This is a genomic window from Agrobacterium sp. Azo12 (assembly GCF_029193765.2).
In the GTDB taxonomy this organism is placed as follows: domain Bacteria; phylum Pseudomonadota; class Alphaproteobacteria; order Rhizobiales; family Rhizobiaceae; genus Agrobacterium.
The window spans coordinates 2,255,999-2,272,835 of the sequence record NZ_JARFYO020000001.1 but is presented as its reverse complement, the minus strand read 5'-3'; the positions used below and the strand labels follow the sequence as shown (position 1 = coordinate 2,272,835).

The 16,837-nt window shown below is 54.4% G+C and carries 21 protein-coding genes and 1 riboswitch; of the genes, 10 read left to right on the top strand and 11 right to left on the bottom strand.

Features of this window, described 5'->3' with window-relative positions:
- Window positions 1–13 precede the first annotated feature (13 nt).
- Window positions 14–790, bottom strand: coding sequence for a phosphatase PAP2 family protein (locus PYL13_RS10810; protein ID WP_275641323.1), 777 nt, complete (start codon window positions 788–790; stop codon window positions 14–16).
- 303 nt (window positions 791–1,093) lie between these two features.
- On the opposite strand from PYL13_RS10810, the gene PYL13_RS10805 reads away from it, so the two are divergent.
- From PYL13_RS10805 to PYL13_RS10795, 3 genes are all read left to right on the top strand, one after another.
- Window positions 1,094–1,786: a response regulator gene (locus PYL13_RS10805; protein WP_250985472.1), complete on the top strand. Its 693-nt coding sequence runs from the start codon at window positions 1,094–1,096 to the stop codon at window positions 1,784–1,786.
- Entirely contained in the window at window positions 1,783–2,952 is a 1,170-nt protein-coding gene (locus PYL13_RS10800; RefSeq protein WP_275641322.1) for an ATP-binding protein, read from the top strand. Before PYL13_RS10805 ends, PYL13_RS10800 begins: the two co-directional genes overlap by 4 nt.
- Before the next feature lie 227 nt (window positions 2,953–3,179).
- Complete coding sequence (locus PYL13_RS10795) at window positions 3,180–4,106, top strand: alpha/beta hydrolase (RefSeq protein ID WP_275641321.1); 927 nt, start codon at window positions 3,180–3,182, stop codon at window positions 4,104–4,106.
- A 27-nt stretch (window positions 4,107–4,133) separates the two neighbouring features.
- Here the strand turns inward: PYL13_RS10795 and PYL13_RS10790 are convergent, their stop codons facing one another.
- Both PYL13_RS10790 and PYL13_RS10785 read right to left on the bottom strand, forming a co-directional pair.
- Window positions 4,134–4,445 (bottom strand): hypothetical protein, encoded by a 312-nt coding sequence (locus PYL13_RS10790; RefSeq protein WP_275641320.1) that lies wholly within the window; start codon window positions 4,443–4,445, stop codon window positions 4,134–4,136.
- Window positions 4,442–5,539, bottom strand: a complete 1,098-nt coding sequence (locus tag PYL13_RS10785; protein ID WP_275641319.1) for an acyltransferase family protein — start codon at window positions 5,537–5,539, stop codon at window positions 4,442–4,444. Before PYL13_RS10785 ends, PYL13_RS10790 begins: the two co-directional genes overlap by 4 nt.
- 223 nt (window positions 5,540–5,762) lie before the next feature.
- On the opposite strand from PYL13_RS10785, the gene PYL13_RS10780 reads away from it, so the two are divergent.
- Both PYL13_RS10780 and PYL13_RS10775 read left to right on the top strand, forming a co-directional pair.
- Complete coding sequence (locus PYL13_RS10780; RefSeq protein WP_275641318.1) at window positions 5,763–6,176, top strand: antitoxin Xre-like helix-turn-helix domain-containing protein; 414 nt, start codon at window positions 5,763–5,765, stop codon at window positions 6,174–6,176.
- On the top strand, window positions 6,170–6,865 hold the full coding sequence (locus PYL13_RS10775) for an RES family NAD+ phosphorylase (protein WP_275641317.1): 696 nt from the start codon (window positions 6,170–6,172) through the stop codon (window positions 6,863–6,865). The genes PYL13_RS10780 and PYL13_RS10775 overlap by 7 nt, the downstream gene beginning before the upstream one ends.
- 72 nt (window positions 6,866–6,937) lie before the next feature.
- Here PYL13_RS10775 and PYL13_RS10770 read toward each other — a convergent pair whose 3' ends face one another.
- The 3 genes from PYL13_RS10770 to PYL13_RS10760 all read right to left on the bottom strand — a co-directional run bounded on the left by PYL13_RS10770 (window position 6,938) and on the right by PYL13_RS10760 (window position 8,356).
- Window positions 6,938–7,447: a hypothetical protein gene (locus tag PYL13_RS10770; RefSeq protein WP_275641316.1), complete on the bottom strand. Its 510-nt coding sequence runs from the start codon at window positions 7,445–7,447 to the stop codon at window positions 6,938–6,940.
- A gap of 112 nt (window positions 7,448–7,559) precedes the next feature.
- The gene (locus PYL13_RS10765) at window positions 7,560–7,922 is read right to left on the bottom strand and encodes a hypothetical protein (RefSeq protein ID WP_275641315.1); all 363 of its coding nucleotides are present in this window, start codon (window positions 7,920–7,922) and stop codon (window positions 7,560–7,562) included.
- A 23-nt stretch (window positions 7,923–7,945) separates the two neighbouring features.
- Entirely contained in the window at window positions 7,946–8,356 is a 411-nt protein-coding gene (locus PYL13_RS10760) for a hypothetical protein (RefSeq protein WP_275641314.1), read from the bottom strand.
- A gap of 455 nt (window positions 8,357–8,811) precedes the next feature.
- Between PYL13_RS10760 and PYL13_RS10755 the strand changes: the two genes are divergently transcribed.
- The 4 genes from PYL13_RS10755 to PYL13_RS10740 all read left to right on the top strand — a co-directional run bounded on the left by PYL13_RS10755 (window position 8,812) and on the right by PYL13_RS10740 (window position 10,706).
- The gene (locus tag PYL13_RS10755) at window positions 8,812–9,186 is read left to right on the top strand and encodes a hypothetical protein (RefSeq protein ID WP_275641313.1); all 375 of its coding nucleotides are present in this window, start codon (window positions 8,812–8,814) and stop codon (window positions 9,184–9,186) included.
- A 32-nt stretch (window positions 9,187–9,218) separates the two neighbouring features.
- Window positions 9,219–9,719 (top strand): hypothetical protein, encoded by a 501-nt coding sequence (locus PYL13_RS10750; RefSeq protein WP_275641312.1) that lies wholly within the window; start codon window positions 9,219–9,221, stop codon window positions 9,717–9,719.
- A 310-nt stretch (window positions 9,720–10,029) separates the two neighbouring features.
- A complete protein-coding gene (locus PYL13_RS10745; RefSeq protein ID WP_275641311.1) occupies window positions 10,030–10,314 on the top strand; it encodes a hypothetical protein in 285 nt (94 codons plus the stop codon).
- Between the two features lie 53 nt (window positions 10,315–10,367).
- Entirely contained in the window at window positions 10,368–10,706 is a 339-nt protein-coding gene (locus tag PYL13_RS10740) for a ribonuclease E inhibitor RraB (protein WP_275641310.1), read from the top strand.
- Window positions 10,707–11,011: 305 nt separating this feature from the next.
- On the opposite strand, the gene PYL13_RS10735 is transcribed toward PYL13_RS10740, so the two are convergent.
- From PYL13_RS10735 to PYL13_RS10720, 4 genes are all read right to left on the bottom strand, one after another.
- Window positions 11,012–11,317, bottom strand: coding sequence for a hypothetical protein (locus PYL13_RS10735; protein ID WP_275641309.1), 306 nt, complete (start codon window positions 11,315–11,317; stop codon window positions 11,012–11,014).
- 708 nt (window positions 11,318–12,025) lie between these two features.
- A complete protein-coding gene (locus tag PYL13_RS10730; protein ID WP_275641308.1) occupies window positions 12,026–12,721 on the bottom strand; it encodes an outer membrane protein in 696 nt (231 codons plus the stop codon).
- A gap of 301 nt (window positions 12,722–13,022) precedes the next feature.
- The gene (locus PYL13_RS10725) at window positions 13,023–14,264 is read right to left on the bottom strand and encodes a glycosyltransferase family 4 protein (protein ID WP_275641307.1); all 1,242 of its coding nucleotides are present in this window, start codon (window positions 14,262–14,264) and stop codon (window positions 13,023–13,025) included.
- Window positions 14,265–14,502: 238 nt separating this feature from the next.
- The gene (locus PYL13_RS10720) at window positions 14,503–14,961 is read right to left on the bottom strand and encodes a DUF6678 family protein (RefSeq protein ID WP_275641306.1); all 459 of its coding nucleotides are present in this window, start codon (window positions 14,959–14,961) and stop codon (window positions 14,503–14,505) included.
- A 305-nt stretch (window positions 14,962–15,266) separates the two neighbouring features.
- On the opposite strand from PYL13_RS10720, the gene PYL13_RS10715 reads away from it, so the two are divergent.
- The gene (locus PYL13_RS10715; RefSeq protein ID WP_275641305.1) at window positions 15,267–15,527 is read left to right on the top strand and encodes a hypothetical protein; all 261 of its coding nucleotides are present in this window, start codon (window positions 15,267–15,269) and stop codon (window positions 15,525–15,527) included.
- 39 nt (window positions 15,528–15,566) lie between these two features.
- Here the strand turns inward: PYL13_RS10715 and PYL13_RS10710 are convergent, their stop codons facing one another.
- On the bottom strand, window positions 15,567–16,133 hold the full coding sequence (locus PYL13_RS10710) for a manganese efflux pump MntP (protein ID WP_275641304.1): 567 nt from the start codon (window positions 16,131–16,133) through the stop codon (window positions 15,567–15,569).
- A 75-nt stretch (window positions 16,134–16,208) separates the two neighbouring features.
- Window positions 16,209–16,307, bottom strand: a riboswitch (yybP-ykoY riboswitch).
- Between the last annotated feature and the right edge of the window lie 530 nt (window positions 16,308–16,837).

Sequence of the window (16,837 nt, the reverse complement as noted above, 5' to 3'; positions counted from 1 at the left end):
AGGTGCTGCGGGGCTATCTGCGCCGGGCTGGTACGACCCGTGCCCGGGTCAGAAACGCATCGATGCGTTGTTGCTGTGGCAACAACCAGCGCCAGATCAGAACCATGGCAAACAAGGTCAGCAGCCAGCCAAGCATGACATCAGACAGGAAATGGGCGCCAAACAGCACGCGATTAAGCGCAATCACCGCAAGGAAAGGCGTGAGAACGAGGGCGGCGATGCTGCGCAATTTCTCAGGGATGAATACGAGAAGTGAAAGAGCGGCTGCAGCGCCCGATGCCTCGCCTGAGGGGAAGGAGCAGTTGCGTGCGCAGGTGGCGGCAAACTGCCAGACCGGGGTAAAATCTGCACTGCCGCCAAATTCCAGGAGGTGGCGGGGCCGGGCGCGACCAATCAGGGCCTTTAATGTCTCGACAATGATGACCGGCCCTGCGGCAAAGCTGAGCAGCACAAACAGTGGCTTGTGCAACGGGCAGAACCGGTATTTGCGCGGCAAAGCCAGGTTGAGGCCAAGGAGCAGCAGCATGGCCCCGATGATATAATAGACGCTGCCACGGCTGACGTTTCGCACCGCTTTCAGGAATGGTTGCTCGGCCAGAACAAACACCGAGCCGCGCGCAAACCAGCGTGATACCGCAAGGTCCACCATGGGAAAGACCACGAAGAAAAAGCTGGTCAACACAATGGCTGTGCCAAGCAGGCTGATTGCCCTTTCCGTACCTGTCTGTGTGGTCGGCTGGTGTTTTTGAAGGGACGCGCTGGACAGAAAGTCCGATGCGGTTTTTGACATGCTGGTCATTCCTAGGGCCACGGCACAGACCGGAAAATGCTGTGAGATTTTCCGCCGGCCTGATACGTAAGTTCAACGATATGGAGCAGCCTTGCGCCATTGAGTGACGCCAGGTGCCCGTGTGTGGCCGGAATTTGAAATTCAATTGTCAAGAAACGGCGAAGACACGATCAAGGGCCTGTTCAGATTGGGTTTTCCGACGATCAAGAGACTGTTTGGAATTGCGTGAGGGCGGTTTATTTCCCATAGTCGCGGCGACTTTGACGGCCAAATGTAAGACCTAAATGATAGCCAGGGACAAAAGTGGACAATAATCTTGTTCTCATCGTTGAGGATGAGCCGGCAATTGCAATGATCCTTGAAGGATATCTGCAGCGCGACGGCTTTCGCACCGTGCATGCCGCCGATGGTGAAACCGCCCTGCAGCACCATGCCATTCTAAAGCCGGACCTTGTGCTTCTGGATGTACGCATTCCCAAGCTGGATGGTCTGGGTGTGCTGGCGCGCCTTCGCCAGACCAGTTCGACACCTGTCATCATGGTCACTGCACTGGCCGATGATCTGGACCGGTTGAGCGGTCTGCATCTGGGCGCCGATGACTATGTGGTAAAGCCGTTCAACCCGCAGGAGGTTGTGGCGCGGGTGAGGGCGGTGTTGCGCCGGACACTGGGGGAGCGAAAGGACACAATACGACGGTTTCGGGCGATTGAAGTGGATTTCGGCAGTTATTCGGTTTTCGTCAACAAGGATGGGCAGCGTATTGCCCTGACACTGACGCTGAGTGAATTTCGCATTCTTGCGCATATGATCCGCCATCCGACGCAGGCATTTGGCCGCGCCGATATTCTTGACGCGTGCCTGCCAGAAAGTGACGCGCTGGTGCGCACCGTCGATACGCATATTTCCAACCTTCGCCGCAAGCTGGAAGAGTTGGGGCAAACCGGTTTCTTTTCCGCCGTGCGCGGCATTGGCTACCGGTTTTCTGATCCGCTATGAGGTTGCCGAGATTTAAAAACCTGTCGCTTGCAACGCTGACAGCCATTGTCATCGCAACCATGTTGTTGCTCAGCGTTGGCATGGCCTATGTCGGGGTAAACCGGTATTCGGCTTATCTGGATGACACCATCAACAGCAACCTGCCGCCAGAGGCCGCAGCGGCCTATAAGGCATTGACTGAAGGCGATGTGCCCGATGGTGCTGGCGTCAAAATCCTTGTGGAACATCTGAACGCCCAGGATGCGCAGACCGATTTGCAAATTCAGCTTGCCGCCCTTGTGTGTGGCCTGCTGTCCGCGCTGGTTTGCGCCATTATCGGCATCTATCTGGCGCGGCGCATCGCCCGGCCGCTGGAAGATCTGACCGTGGCGGCAGAGGCGCTGAAATCGGGTGACTTCTCAGCACGGGTTGCGGTTTCCACCAGCAATACGCAGGAAGTTTCAAGTCTTGTCGAGACGTTCAATGCGCTGGCCACCAGCCTTGATACAATGGAAAAGCGATTGCGTTTCAACAATATGGCCATTGCCCATGAGTTGCGAACGCCGCTGACCATTCTACAGGGGGCGCTGCAGGGCATGATTGACGGCGTGTTTCCTATGGAGCGGAAGATTATCTCCGACCTTCTGCTGCAGGTGGAGGGGCTGGGGCGAATTGTCGAGGATTTGCGCACCCTGTCGCTGGCGATTGGCCATAAGCTGGTGATGCAACGCCAGCCGCTTGATGTGGCGCAGGTTGTGGAGGCGGTTGTTGCAGCGGCCCGCCCGATGCTGGAGGAACGCACGTTCGAGATTGAAACCGCACTGAAACCGGCAATGATCTTAGCCGACCCATCACGGGTGCGCCAGGCTGTGCTGGCCCTCCTCAACAATGCCAGCCGTTATGCCGAAAGTGGCCACTGGCTGCGCTGTGAGACGGAAAGTCTGCCCGACGACAGCGTGGTTATCCGTGTTCTCGATCGCGGCCCCGGTTTTCCTGAAGATATGGACGCGGTGGCCGTCAATCCCTTCTGGCGCGGTGATCCATCACGATCGCGGGCAACCGGCGGCACCGGGCTTGGATTGTCTGTCGTGCAGGCCATCGCAACCGCACATGGCGGGCATCTTGAATTCAGCAATCGCCCGGAGGGCGGCGCGATGGTGGTCATTCATCTGCGCCCGGAGGGATGAAGGCCAAGGCTGACCACATGGCAGCCCTCCTGCATTTCCAGCCCGGTGCGGCGGTGAACTTCACGACTTGCATGGCTTATCATCGGCTTAATATATGTTACCGTCATCAACCCAAGGTTTTGTTTTTGTTAAGCACAAATTCATTCGCCAGACGTCTGGTCTTATTGCCGCGCATATCCGTCCGTAGAGGCTGACAGCATCGACATTCTTTGGGCGGAGACTTGCGCGTGCGACATAATATTCAAAATATCCTGCTGGCGGCACTGATGGCTGGCGTCAGCGTTACCGGTACCGCAACGCAAACTTATGCGCAGTCAGCACCAAAGGCGCAGGCGGGTGAGGGGCGGGCCTATGAGATAGTCGGTAGTGAGGTCTGGGATGTGCCTGATCCTGTTTCAGGCCGCGGCTACCAGGTCTTTGTTGCTTTGCCGCCGTCCTATGCCACCCAGCCAAACCGGCGTTACCCCGTGCTTTATGTCACGGATGCTGATTACGCTTTCCCTGTTATTCGGCAGATCGGCCGTCGTCTGAATGTCGAGGGGCCGCAGATCAAGGAATTTATCCTTGTTGGCCTGTCCTATGCCAAGGGTGAGGATGGAAAAGTCAGTCGTCAGCGTGATTATACCCCGACCCCTAGAGGTCCGAGCACGGCATCAGCAGGCGCAGTGCATGGTGAAGGAAAAGCCTATCAGCGTTATCTGGCCGATCAGGTCAAACCGTTCATCGCCACCCGTTACCGGACTGATCCTGCGGGTTCGTTTTTCCTTGGACACTCCTATGGGTCTTTGCTGGGCGCGCAGATTTTGTTGACACAGCCTGACCTGTTTAACGGCTATGTGCTTGGTAGCCCGTCGCTGTGGTATGACAAACGCCATGCTTTGAAGCTGGAAGAGATGTACGCGAAAAACAACAAGGACTTGAGCGCCAAGGTCTATCTTTATGTTGGCGCTTACGAAGCCTTGCGAAAAGGCGACAGACGCTACAACCAGTCGGTGGATATGGTGGCGGATAACAAGGCTTTCGAAGCGGCATTGAAAAGCCGTCACTATCCGAACCTGCAACTGAAATCAGTTGTGCTTGAGGACGAAGATCACCTGACTGTTGCGCCACGCGGTTTCACCCAAGGTCTGAAATACCTTCTGTCCGTGCGTTGAAACTGCACTGACAAGGCTTTGGTGTTCTTAATCAAAATCCTCATCATCAAGAGATGTTTTCCACGCTTCAAAGGATGAGAACACATCTGTTGCAGGCCAAAGCGGGTCTGTCTCCTGTCGCCATGTCAGATGCACCTGCGCAAAACAATTGTCCGGAATTTTGAAGAGGAAATCATCGCGCCGGTCTTTTCGTCCAACTGCCTGTGCGGGAACATTGTAAAGCACGTGCTGCGGGCACAACTCCCGTTGCAGTTCCTGCTCAAATTGCCGGGCAGATTCCGGGGACGGCGACAACCAACCGGCAGGAAGCTCTAACAAATCCGTGCTTTGTTTTTTCAAGGCGTCTGGTGGCTTTGACTGGTGAGGCTGATTTTCTGTTTGCGGGCTTTGACTGCGCGGTTGATGGCGCGTTGGAACGGGCCTTCCAGCAGCATGGCGAAAACCAGCGTGACGAAGGCGGTGACTGGAATGGTCAGCCAGGGCGAGAGTTCAAGGCTTTCGCGCATGTCCGCCATGATCGGGAAATGCAGCACGTAAACGGCGTAAGAGACCGGTGCCAGCAAGGCAAAGGGCGCAAATAGCGGCCGGAACCCTTTCCAGCCGTTGAGCGACCAGACAAACATGGCAAGCGCAATGACCAAGGCACCCGCAAAGTGGCGAAGTTCCAGAAACGGAAACAGCACACTTGAACCGATATCAATCTCGACATAGCTGTTGGAGGCCAAAAGAGCAAGGCAGAGTGCCACAAGAGCAACCGGCAGCAGCGCCAGTAAAAACTCCTTTGCCTGCGCGCGGCCAAGATAGATTTCACTCATGACTGCACCCAGCCACCAGATGCAGAAATAGGCCAGAAAGCGGCTGAGCTGATTGGGGTAAGCCAGCATGATCAGGAAAAACACCACCGAGATGATGCCGACAACGACGGTTCTGTGTGCCGACGGCGTAAACCGCACCAGCATGTAATAGAACAGGTAAAAGGCCACTTCGTAGGACAGCGACCACAGCGCCTGATTGCCCATGTAAGGTTCAACAATGGTACCGAGGCGAGGGCGGTCCTGCAGCATCAGCGCATTGCCGATAAAGGTGCCGAGGTCGATGTCAATCCATTCACGGGCTGCCAGTGCGGTAAAGAGATAGGTGGCAAGCAGTGCGACCAGAAAGATCGGCATGATGCGGACCAGCCGGTCACGGGCAAAAATGCGGAAAGTCTTTTCTGGCCGTTGCGACCAGGAATAGTTGATTGAAAAACCTGACAACAAGAAAAACAGGATGACCGCCTCCTGCCCGAAGCGGAAGGGAATGGACAGGATGTAGGAATATTCCTGAACCTCTGGCCGCAACACGTGGAAAAAAACCACATAAAGAGCTGCAAAGCCGCGCAAGCATTCAATCTCGAAGAGGCGATTTGTCTTCGGGTCTTTACTGAAAATCAATTGCGGCTCACCGTAGGGTCACGTCATCGCTGCTTGGCGGAAGAGGGGTGTTTTCATGCTGTTTCGTTTTCTGCAACGCCCAGATTAAAGGTCAATTGTTAATTAGCAGGAACATGCCGCTTGTAAAAAGGCCGCTCAGGCTGCCGCGACACGATGGTGTATCGTCAACGTCCTTGCCAAATGGCACAACTATGGTATTTATACGCCAGAATGTGAGGTTGCCATGTTGTTACAGCCAATTGTGCCCACGCTGGCCGATGCCAGTTCAACAGACATCAGCGATGCGGAAGCGGGGGCTTTGGCACGCACCACTGTAAACCTGTTTAATGCCTGGAATCTGACGGATGCGCAGGCCTGCACGTTGCTGGGTGGGCTTTCCGCCCGCACCTGGGCACGCTGGAAAGAGGGCAGCCCCGGCCGCATAGACCGTGATCTACGAATGCGGATGGCGCATTTGATGGGCATCCACAAGGGGGTGCGTTATCTGTTCAAGGATGTGGCGCGCGGTTACGAGTGGATCAAGGCGCCCAACGCCGCCTTTGCCGGAAAGTCGGCCCTGGACATCATGCTGCAGGGCGAGTTGTCGGATCTGGCCGTGATGCGCGAATGGCTCGATGCCGAGAGAAGCGCATGGTAGGGCACCTGTCCGTTCGCGCCCATGTGCGTTCGCAGACCTACCGTATCATTCGGTCTATCTTTCCACCCATCCATCTGTTTGAAGATATCGCTGACCCGCGTGACTGGGAAGCGCTGGTGGCCGTGGAGGAAAAGACCAATCCACGGGTGCGTTACGAGGTGGGTGATCTGGGCAAGGTGCCAGTCGAACGGCGGGTGTCTGGCCCCGGCTCCAGCCTTGTCATGGCACCCTTTGTGCATTGTTCTACCGACCGGCCGGGTCGGTTCAGCGATGGCAGCTATGGCATTTATTATGCCGGCGGCACAGAAGATGTGGCGGTGGCAGAAACCGTGCATCACCACCAGAATTTTATGCGCGCCACACAGCAGGCACCCGGCTGGACATCCGATTTCCGGGTGCTGGTGGGCCGTATCGACAGGACACTGGATGATGTGAACGCCGTGCCTGGTGTGCTGCATCCCACGGATTACAGTGCATCGCATGTTGAGGGAAAGGGGCTGCGGACCGCCGGCAGCGACGGGTTGTTATGGGACAGCGTACGCATGCCGGGCGGGCGTTGCATCGGCGTGTTCTGGCCTGACGTGATTAGCATTCCCGATCAGGGGCGGCATTATTGTTACCACTGGAATGGCAAACGCGTGGACTATGTGCGCCAATACGACACCGGCGCGGTGCTGAAGGTAGATTGAGCAGGGCGGGTGCGCTGAGGCAAACTCTGTTTCGTATCCCATGCTCACAGATGCCATGCGTTGGAACGTTTATTACTTTCCTTCGAGCCCGGTGTAACAGGTGCGCAGCGCGGAAACCGCTTTGTCTGATTGGTCGGACCCGAAACTATAGGGGCCGATGCTGATGGTGCCGGACTGGGCGGATTGGGCGACCTCATTGAACCAGTCGACATGTCCCCCCAGTTCCACAAGGAAAACGCCACCCTTTGGCTGGGCTCCTGCCGCAATCGGTTTGTCGTTTATGATGACGGGAAAGTATTCGACATCATCGGGAAATTCCTGTGTCACAGAGACCATGACAGACAAACGCGGTGCCTTCTGGTCGGCGGTTGCCTTGACCACAAGCATGTCAAAACTGCTGTCACCGGAACCCGGCAGAGACAGCATGCAGGAACATTTTGCGTGAAACAGCGTCCATGCGCCGAAGGATTGTTGCGACAATGCGTTGTCGCCATTTTCAGCGATGCATTCATTCGCGGCGTCTGGTGGCAGGGCCGTCACTGAGGTGGCCAACACGACTAAGCTGTAGAAAAATACAGGCATCTTTCACCAAAGGCTATTGTGAGGTCCCAAACGGGATCGCGCCTCCAAAAAGAAAGTCCCGGCTGGTGAGAGCCGAGACCTTCGAGGTGAACAAATTGCGCGCCGGACTGGATTATTGCTTCGTCAGTGCTTCAAACGAAGCGCAACGGTCGGCAACCGTCATTCCGGTTCCCTGTGCAATATCTTCCATCGACACGCCGGAGCTGCCGTCAAAGCTGTTTCCCTTTGCGCCCTCCGCTTCATACGCGTCACCTTCCGTGGTGCTGGCAGGGGTAGGCAGAACGCTTACGATATTCTGGTAGGCCTTTACTGTATCGTCGCTCAGGTGGCCTTGCTCAACGCAATATTTGATCAGGCCAAGCTGGTTTCGCGAGCTGTTGTACAATTGCTGCGTTTCATCCGCAGATGCAGCCGATGCCAGCATCATAAGCGGTACAGTTGCTGCCGAGAGAAGTGCCAGGTAACGGTTTTTCATCGAGTATCCTCTTCCTATATCGATTATTTGTTGGCTTTGTTTTTTGCCATCATGCGTCCAAGGGTGATTTGGCCCCGGTACTGGCCGCAGACCTCATCGACGCTAACGCCATTTGCCGCAGCCAGATCTGTTAGTGACTGTTCCTCGCCCTGAAGATAGGAAATCCCCTCGCGGCCCTTCTGTTCATGCAGCTCGACTTCTGGCGTGTTTTCGACTTCGCCAAAAATCTCATCCGTGCCAACCTTGAAAAACTGCTCCGCATCTGGGTCCAGCAAACCTTTTCCGCTGCAATATACAACTATACCGTGATCGTTGCGTCGTTCCAAATAGGCGGAATCCGCTGTTCCTTGCGCGTCAGCGCCGGATAACGAAGCCGCAAGCGACAGCAATACAGACAGGGCAAAAACTGGCGTTTGAAAAGTGTTTTTGGTCATATGTCGACACCTATGTCTAAGTCTCGTCAAGCGAGATCGACGTTGCCTCTTCCGCATTCATCACTGTGCTTTTCACCGTGTGGCCGTCTGTTTTTGCAAACAAAAGATCAGTCGTAACAGCTTTTTTGCACTATAGGCGGCTTATGGATTAAAATTTGGGCAATTGCAATACTTTTGGTACGTTGTTTCGTTTTTGATTAACGTCATGGTTGCGTATCAATTTTCGTGCTTATGTAGCTGAAACATGGCCAAAACCATTGCTGTTGATGCCTGGCCGCCAAGGCGAAATCTTGAGAGCCACATCTTGATAGCGGGGTCTTCATGTTGGAAATCCCGGCGTCAAGGCGAGTGAAAGAGGCGTCCGTGACAGTTGTGCTTTTTGTAAGCGTTCGGTATGGGTGGCAATGTATACATCTACTTTAACGTGTTTTATTCGTGGCAGGGAATGGGGTGTCATGCCTGGAATGCGGGTGATTTTGTACGTCTTTGGTTTTTGCTCCGCGAGTTCGTGCTGGGCGCCGAGCCATGCGGCGGTTGAGGCTTATACGCCGACAGGTGAGGGGTTGGCCGCGTTGCGTGCCGAGGCGAAATCTCACTACGAGAAAGGCGACAAACGTCAGCTTCTCAAGCTTTCCGGCGTGTTGGATCCGATGGGGAAAGACAAACGCCTCGATATTAGCTGCCGACTTGCCGCGACGGGCATCGCACGCGAGGTGAAGGGCTATATCGGCGGGCTTGATGCGCGTGATGCGGATGCGAGGAAAATCGCTGAATCACGGGTCCGCATCGCTGCAATCTCGGTCAAGCGCGACCTCGCAAACTGCGAATAACTACAAGCAATATATCATCGAAAGGATAGATCATGTCGAATTTTCGCTCTGCACTGATGGCTGGCGTGCTGCTCCTACTTGTGCCGGGTGCATCTCATGCACAGGAAGCGGGCCTGGGGGAGCGCCGTGCCATTGCGGCCTACGCCAAGGAGACATGGCCGTCTTTGGAGAAGGCAATCCAGACTGCGGCAGGGTTTGCGGTGCCCGTCACTCTTGATCAGAAAAGCCTGGCGCTGCCAGGCTTGGCGGAATCATATGCAAGCGATGACTATCTCCGTAAAACCATCATCGATCCTCTGATCCAGTCTCTTACGGACATTGCTTCGAGCGACATCGGCAAGGACGCGCTGCAGAAAAAACTGAAATCGATCGTCATCCACTATGACGAGGCGTCAGCGCCGGCTTCGAACTACGCGGATGGCGTGTCGTTTGCCGATGGTGTTTTGACCGTGAACTGGAAGCCTTTCACGAATGTTGACGATATTCAGCCGCGCACAAAAGCGCTGACCACAGAACTCGAACAGAAGCTGTAAACGTCGTCTCATGCGCTCGCCGTTCAAGAGCGGTTGGCCACCCACCATTCTGCGCCGCAAAGATTGGTCCTTGCGGCTCAGGCTTTAATACAGGTGCTGTGATTTTTGGGGCAGGGATTTGGCGGACACCATGTAGCTGCTCGTTCATGCACTGCAGGCACCAACGGGCAAGAAGAAATTCATATTCACTGCAGGATGTGGTCGCAATTCATTGAAATAGAATAATTTTACGCCGAGGTGTTGAGTGGATACTGTAACATTGTGGAGGCCTGTGGGTCCCGTTGAACTGGATCTGATAAGGCAGAGTGGCATGACGGCGTTTCCGCCACGTTTGCCTGATCAGCCAATTTTTTATCCTGTGCTGACAGAGGATTATGCCATTCGTATTGCACGGGATTGGAATGTCGGTCGAGATGGCGCGGGCTATGTCACGCGCTTTGACATTCAGGCTGCGTTTCTTTCCGCCTATGCTCCGCAAGAGGCTGGCGGCCAGGCGTTGAAGAAATACTGGATACCGGCGGAAGATCTCGAAAAATTCAATGCTGCGATTGTCGGCGAAATCGTCGTGACCAAAAGCTTTGAACGGAACCAGTGATATCGAAAGCATGGCGCGCGAATTCGGGGTGATTTTCAGGGCAAGGATTTAACATGCAACATGACATTCCAGACGACGTTAACGGCGATGTCCTGCGCAGATTGGTGGCAGACGGAGACAATCTGTCCGTACCACGGACAATTGATTTTCAGATCATAATTCCGGATGAAAAATCAGCGACACGATTTGCAGAGGTCGTCAGTTCGAAATTTGACAGTGTCAAAATAAAGCTTTTTGAGGAAGGCAAGCCTGGACTTGCCTGGGATGTAACTGCCAGTCGAATGATGCATCCAGACCATAAAGAAATCACCGAAGTCGAAATGTTCCTGGAAGATGCGGCAGCTCCATTCGGCGGTGAGAATGACGGTTGGGGATGTTTTTCAATTGACTGAACGTTGAACGTTTCGATGTTGCGTTCGACTGTGCCGTTCTTTCGGATGATTATTCGCGAGGGAGGCGCTTCATTCTTGAGCCCGCCCAAGCCCACACATAAATCGCATAAGATATATTATGGAACTTATTCGTATTGGGTAATAGCCCAGAATGCCTGAAAACCTGGTCTTGGACGCTTTGGATGTTGCCTCTGTTACGCTCTGGGTTTGCCGACTGCCATATGCTTTGCTGAGTGTCGCCGTTCCTGCTGTGTCATCCTCCGCAACGCGCTACGACGCGCTGCGCTGTGTTGAGCCGCCTTTGGTCACCGTACAAAGTACGGCATGAAGATGTGCATATGTGGCACCACCGCCAATGGGCTTACCATGCCAACGAGAACAATTGAGCTGACCGACGCCAAAGCCCAGATGATCCAGAACGTACGAAACCGACGTGTCAGAAATCCGATCAGGCAAATCAGCAATACGAGCGTCAGGAATGTAAATGCGGTCATGAGGCTCTGGTGACCGACGCTGAGAAAAAGCACACGCGGAACCAAACCAACCAGCAGCACCAGCACAATCAATTGCGGTGCGTATTTCGCATCGACCAAGCGTCTCGCAGTCAACATAGTCTCATTGCTCTCTGTGACGTCGCATGGCCATACTGCTGTCTGTCTGGACGCTGAACGGACGGTCTTTAGATGGTGTTGTCTGCGTGTGCCACAGTACAGTATGCAAGTTCAAGTTCAGTCGATGAGCATGGTAATTCTGCGTGCCGATGCATGTTCAACCCGTTCGCAGGATGCAATGAAATGGTCACGTGTCTGGATGCACTGTCAGCGCATTTCACTTCAAAATGGCTAGCGAAGAAACGAAGCCGTCGGTTTCACATCCTGAAATTGGTGTGGTCGAGAAGACCTGAATAACTGAAATACTCAGTTTTCAGGAGTAGGGCGCTCCCCTACCCTGGCTCTTATCGTACCTGTGGATGTCAGATGTAAATTTCTATCATTCTTGTTTAGCCGTGTTGGTTAGTGAATTGAAATAATGTAGAAAAATGTATTCTGATTTCGTTGGTTTCTGGTGTTGATGACGAGGTTGACCGTTTCTGCATGAAGTGGATTAATATCGGCAAATACGGAATTGATTTCTCTAGTTAAATTACATTTATTTATTCGGAATATTTCATTCCTTGAAAAGGATCCGCTACACTGACGTTGCTGTCGCGGTTGGCCGCAGACCCGTCTAGCCGTTCCACAATTTGCGGGCAGGGTTTCCCCTGCCCGATTTGTCTACGTGTTAGCTGTGAGGGTTTGTGCTGCGGTATCAGACGCCGGTCAAAATTTGTAGGCGATACCGAGGCGCACGCCGTTGGTTTGGAACCGGTTGCCGGTTGTCAAATCCACCAAGCCATTCTTCGCGGTGAAGTCCTTGCGGCCATAGTCGGTGTGGCGGTATTCAAGACGGATGATCAGGTTGTCGGTTGCCGCAAAGTCGATGCCGGCGCCAACGGTCCAGCCGTTCGCGGTTTTTCTTTGTGAGGCTTCATCATAGCTGAGGCCGACAATATCAAAGAAGCCCATATTGTTGACGCTGCCAAAAGCAACGCCGCCTGCGACGTAAGGCAGAAAACGGTCAAATGCATAACCGGCCCGCGCTCGCACGGCGCCAGACCAACGCAGTCTGCTTTCTGTGCCGACAATGATGCTACCGAAATCTTCTTCAAGTCGACCGTTGGCGTTGTTGTAGGTGATGTCGCCGTCAAGGCCGACAATCACATTGCTGCCGAGGTCGAAATTGTAGCCCGCATAGATACCGCCGCCAAAACCATCGGCATCGATGTCTCCCGGAATTGTCGGGTTGTTAAAATGAGATGTGCCCCTGTCGCGGCCGACCTGGCCACCGACATAGGCGCCCGCCCATGAAAATGCAGCCGTGTCCCTGTTGTCATAGCTGACCGGGTCTCCGGCGCACGCTGTCGCGACGCCGCCCATAACGATAGCGGACGCAAGCAGAACGGATCTGGCTTTCATAAAAACTCCCCCCAGAGTTAAATCAAATTACCTGATTTGATTTTATGTCGGCAGCATATCGGAACTCGTCAAAAAATATGTAGTATTGCAGCAACACACGCCATGATTGATTGTTGTGCACCGTTTCTATTGAGGTCCTGGCAATGACCAGCACTGTGCGTACAAATGCTGCTCATATTGGCGGGCTAGGAAGATGCATCTCCCCTTCCCTTTGGCCATAGATGGCAATCAGACGTCTTCCCTGAAGGTTGGAGCCTTCAGACGGATCTGCGCAATCCTCGATGTGAGGCGGTGCAATTCCTCACGCGTTACTCTTGGCCGCAAGTGTCTGTTCGAAGGTTTGCAGACATTGGCGCGCTTTCGTTTGCCAGTCGTAACTCACCAGCACGCGTGCTCGTCCAGCCTCGCCCATCACACGTATGCGAGCGGGATCGTCCATGAGCTGCTGTATGGCATCCGCGAAGCCGGCAATGAAACTTGCCCGGTCGATGGGGTCTACCAGAATACCGTCGACGCCATCCTGCACGACATCCTCAGCCCCACCCCAGCGCGTTGCAATGACAGGCACACCGGCCGCTAAGGCCTCCAGACAGACATTGCCGCCAGCCTCGCGCATGGAGGGCAACAAAAGTGCGGCGGCGTCCTGATAAATTTCGACGATTTCCTCGTGGCCCTTGAAGCCAACAAAGGAGATGGCGCCCTTGCCGCTTGCCGCAAGCTTTTCGAGGCGTGGCCTCTCCGGCCCCTCACCGACGATGGTCAGGCGTGCTCGCCCCTCCAGCCGATGGATTGCCTCGATGGCGAGGTCTACCGCCTTCCAGTCAATCAGGCGGCCGACATAAACGAAATGGGTCGGATCAATCGCACCGCTACGATCCACGTTCTGCCAATTGGCAGCGTCGATCGTGGCGTCGAAAGAGCGAAATCGAGGCACGTTCTTCGTGGCCACGGGAAGGTTGGCGAGTGTGCGGTCGTTTGCGTAGAACAGGCCTGCTGCGTTGCGTTTTGCCGGAAAGATGTAGTGCAACGGCTCCGCGATGTACCGCCCCGCTGCGATCAGATATTTTCCGGCTTCGCTGGTCTTGTCGCGCATGCCAGGCGGATAGTCCATTACGCCGTTCAGCGGACCGAAAAAGACCGGAACGCCGATATCCGTGATCAAGCTGATCGCCTTGGGAGAGATAGGTATCGGCACGAATACGCAATCAATATCACGAGCCTTCGCGCGTTGGCGAAGCTCCTTGCGCTGTCTTGCCTCGGTGGCGAGGCGGATGATCTGATCAGTATAGGCTTCGCGCACGCGGCCCGGCAGGTAAAGGCCAAGACGGTAGACAATCTTTTGAAGCTTGAGGTCGGAGAAAAGTGTGACATCGTTCAGCTCGTCGGCTGTCAGCGATGCATGAAGATCCGGCTCCACTCTGGCATGCGACAAAAGCTGAGGCTTCAGCCCGAGTTGGCGAAACGCGCGGAAGAAACGCAGCGGAATGGCCGCCTCTCCGCCCTTGGTGAAAGATGCGTTGTCGCAGACTATTGCTATTTTCAACGCACTTCCCCCCGAAACGCTTAGCAATAAAGATAGAATACAAAACGATACTGATGGCGCGCGGGCATGTATATAAGTTGCTTAAAATAAACGAAAATAAATATACCGTTATCGCGCGCTTTGGCTTTACGAATACTTTTGGTATCTCCTGTTGAAGTCGTCTACGCCTTTGGCTCGGCCGGGAACCTGCCTACAGGTGCTAAAGATCACTCCTCCTTTGCTGCCGGCTTGGCTTGCCTTAAGCGGGCGTTTTGACGTGTCGGGGCAGTTCCACGCCGACGCTATGGCCATGGATGACGAACAGGTGCTCTTCTTCAGTGAATGGAATGTTCAGGCGAATGAGGATGTCGCGGAACTGTGCTGAGCAGTCTTCAATTCTTGGCGGTATCAATTGTCCTCTATGATGTGCGTATCTTGGATCTACCTTCAGCCATTCAATGTGCAGTCCGAGTGACGCTTCAGGTGTCCTTGCCCAATCACCGTAGGAACTGCCTACAGATTGTGGATCTTCCGGTTCTTCTGCATCATAGAGGACGTCTTTGTGCCAATAGCTGGGTGGGAATGGCATCTCCTCATAGATAGCGGTACATAACTTGTACCACTTGGTATCGTTCATGTGCGATGTCAGGCCACGCTCGGTCAGGGCGTTGTGTATCTCTGTGCGCAGATCGTCATTAATGCCGCCGATGTAAAACATGGTCTGTATCCGGGCGTTCGTTTGTACTGTTGTGACGCATCATACGAAAACGCGCGAGAGTTGCAATCGGCGAGATTTTTGATCCTTATAGCAACTGCTTTTCCCCTCACCCCTACCCCCTAACCTCGGTTTTATCCTGGTGTCAGCACTGCGGGCGCGCAAAACAAAGTGGTCAAAGTCGGTGCTGCTGCAAGCTATATGCCTCATCTGCCCTGCTATCTGCCGGGTTGTTTTAAGTCCGATTGATATCAAATTTCGCTATTGCAACTCATTCGCAGAGGTGCCAAGCTGCATATCGCAACACCATGTTGCGTGTGGGTGTCGGCATGAAACGTGATTTATACTCTCAACCAGGTGACATCTGTCCTGCCGGCCATCGCGCCATGGATGATCGACAGAGGTCGCTCTCATCATTCAAGGCGGCCCTGCCCTCATCGCGCAGTGTCTCTGTTTTGTCGCGTGGCGTGATTGCCGCGACACTGCTGATTGCGTTTGTCGATGGAAGAATTCATTTTGCAAAACAAGATGTTGCGGACAACTCTTCAAGCATTTATTCAGTCGATTGATAGCTGAAAACCACCCTCAAAGCAGTGCTGGATAGCGGTTTAAGCCGCCATCAGATCTTCGTAGAGGATAGACGAACCAAGGCCGATCAGCACGATACCGGCAATGCCTTCGGCATAGCGGCCAAACCGTTCTCCCAGCAAACGACCGACTATGATACCGCCTGAGGCGAACACGAAGGTCGCAAGGCCAATGCCGACGGCGATGACGGCAATGTTCACATCGAGGAAGGCCAGCGACACGCCAACGGCCATGGCATCAAGGCTGGTTCCGATGGCGGTTGCGACCAGCACCAAGAAGGATGCCTTGACGGTGGATCGTTCGTCCTGCTCGTCCCCCTTCAGTGCGGAATAGATCATATTGAGGCCAACGGCACCCAGCAGCACAAAGGCCACCCAATGGTCGATGGTGGAGATATAGGCGGCAGCGGCAACGCCAGCTGCCCAGCCGATCAACGGCGTGATGGCTTCCACGACACCAAACACGATGCCGGTGCGCAACGCTTCCCTGAATGGCGGGCGACCGAGTGCCGCGCCACGCCCGACAGACACGGCAAAGGCGTCCATGGACATGCTGATGGATAGCAGGATGATTGCCATGATAGACATAACAAGACCTCGCGGACATAGACCCCGGGCGTCATCTGCCTGTCCGATATGGCAGATCTCAGCCACGGTCTCGTTGAGCCGAATTAATCGACTGAGTACGCCACGTGCCGCTGCACGAGTATGTTGACGCACTCCCGCTGAACCCCGCGGTGACTACTCCCCGATGCGCCGCTGTTTAAAAAACTGCCCTTGATCTGTCAATGTGAACTCTCTGAAAAATATGTGAAATATCTGTAGATAACAATGACTTGCAACTGCAATCAGAAGTGTTTTGTGCAGTTCAGAAGCGTTCTCAATTGTGGGTGGGAAACATGGGTTGGGGCGGTGGTTGGCCCGATGTCTTATCGCTATGCGCGCGCTGTACTCCAACCTTGGTCATGAAGACTGGATGTTGATGTGAATGCAGCGGTCGAACCAACCGCCCTCTTCCCCGTGCTTGTCACGGGGATCCAGTCATTCCCAGTCTTGGGGATGAAAAGCGTCTTGCCGCCGCGCAGACGCGCGCCGACTGGATACCTGTGATTGATCCTCGGGTCAGGCCCGAGGACGAGGCATGAGGGTCGGGTGTTTCGCCGGCGGCGTCAAACCATGAGCGTTGTGCAGCACATAACCCCTCACCTGAAAAATCTATGACTTGGCTGAAGCCAAGACCATGATTTTTCTTCCTCTCCCACAAGGGTAGAGGTAAGGGGTGCCAAGCGGCG

Bases quoted from the DNA above. Each gene is read 5' to 3' on its own strand.
- PYL13_RS10810 (WP_275641323.1), bottom strand. From the start codon at position 790: ATGTCAAAAACCGCATCGGACTTTCTGTCCAGCGCGTCCCTTCAAAAA.
- PYL13_RS10800 (WP_275641322.1), top strand. From the start codon at position 1,783: ATGAGGTTGCCGAGATTTAAAAACCTGTCGCTTGCAACGCTGACAGCC.
- PYL13_RS10780 (WP_275641318.1), top strand. From the start codon at position 5,763: ATGTTGTTACAGCCAATTGTGCCCACGCTGGCCGATGCCAGTTCAACA.
- PYL13_RS10775 (WP_275641317.1), top strand. From the start codon at position 6,170: ATGGTAGGGCACCTGTCCGTTCGCGCCCATGTGCGTTCGCAGACCTAC.
- PYL13_RS10770 (WP_275641316.1), bottom strand. From the start codon at position 7,447: ATGCCTGTATTTTTCTACAGCTTAGTCGTGTTGGCCACCTCAGTGACG.
- PYL13_RS10765 (WP_275641315.1), bottom strand. From the start codon at position 7,922: ATGAAAAACCGTTACCTGGCACTTCTCTCGGCAGCAACTGTACCGCTT.
- PYL13_RS10760 (WP_275641314.1), bottom strand. From the start codon at position 8,356: ATGACCAAAAACACTTTTCAAACGCCAGTTTTTGCCCTGTCTGTATTG.
- PYL13_RS10755 (WP_275641313.1), top strand. From the start codon at position 8,812: ATGCCTGGAATGCGGGTGATTTTGTACGTCTTTGGTTTTTGCTCCGCG.
- PYL13_RS10750 (WP_275641312.1), top strand. From the start codon at position 9,219: ATGTCGAATTTTCGCTCTGCACTGATGGCTGGCGTGCTGCTCCTACTT.
- PYL13_RS10745 (WP_275641311.1), top strand. From the start codon at position 10,030: ATGACGGCGTTTCCGCCACGTTTGCCTGATCAGCCAATTTTTTATCCT.
- PYL13_RS10740 (WP_275641310.1), top strand. From the start codon at position 10,368: ATGCAACATGACATTCCAGACGACGTTAACGGCGATGTCCTGCGCAGA.
- PYL13_RS10735 (WP_275641309.1), bottom strand. From the start codon at position 11,317: ATGTTGACTGCGAGACGCTTGGTCGATGCGAAATACGCACCGCAATTG.
- PYL13_RS10730 (WP_275641308.1), bottom strand. From the start codon at position 12,721: ATGAAAGCCAGATCCGTTCTGCTTGCGTCCGCTATCGTTATGGGCGGC.
- PYL13_RS10720 (WP_275641306.1), bottom strand. From the start codon at position 14,961: ATGTTTTACATCGGCGGCATTAATGACGATCTGCGCACAGAGATACAC.
- PYL13_RS10715 (WP_275641305.1), top strand. From the start codon at position 15,267: ATGTTGCGTGTGGGTGTCGGCATGAAACGTGATTTATACTCTCAACCA.
- PYL13_RS10710 (WP_275641304.1), bottom strand. From the start codon at position 16,133: ATGTCTATCATGGCAATCATCCTGCTATCCATCAGCATGTCCATGGAC.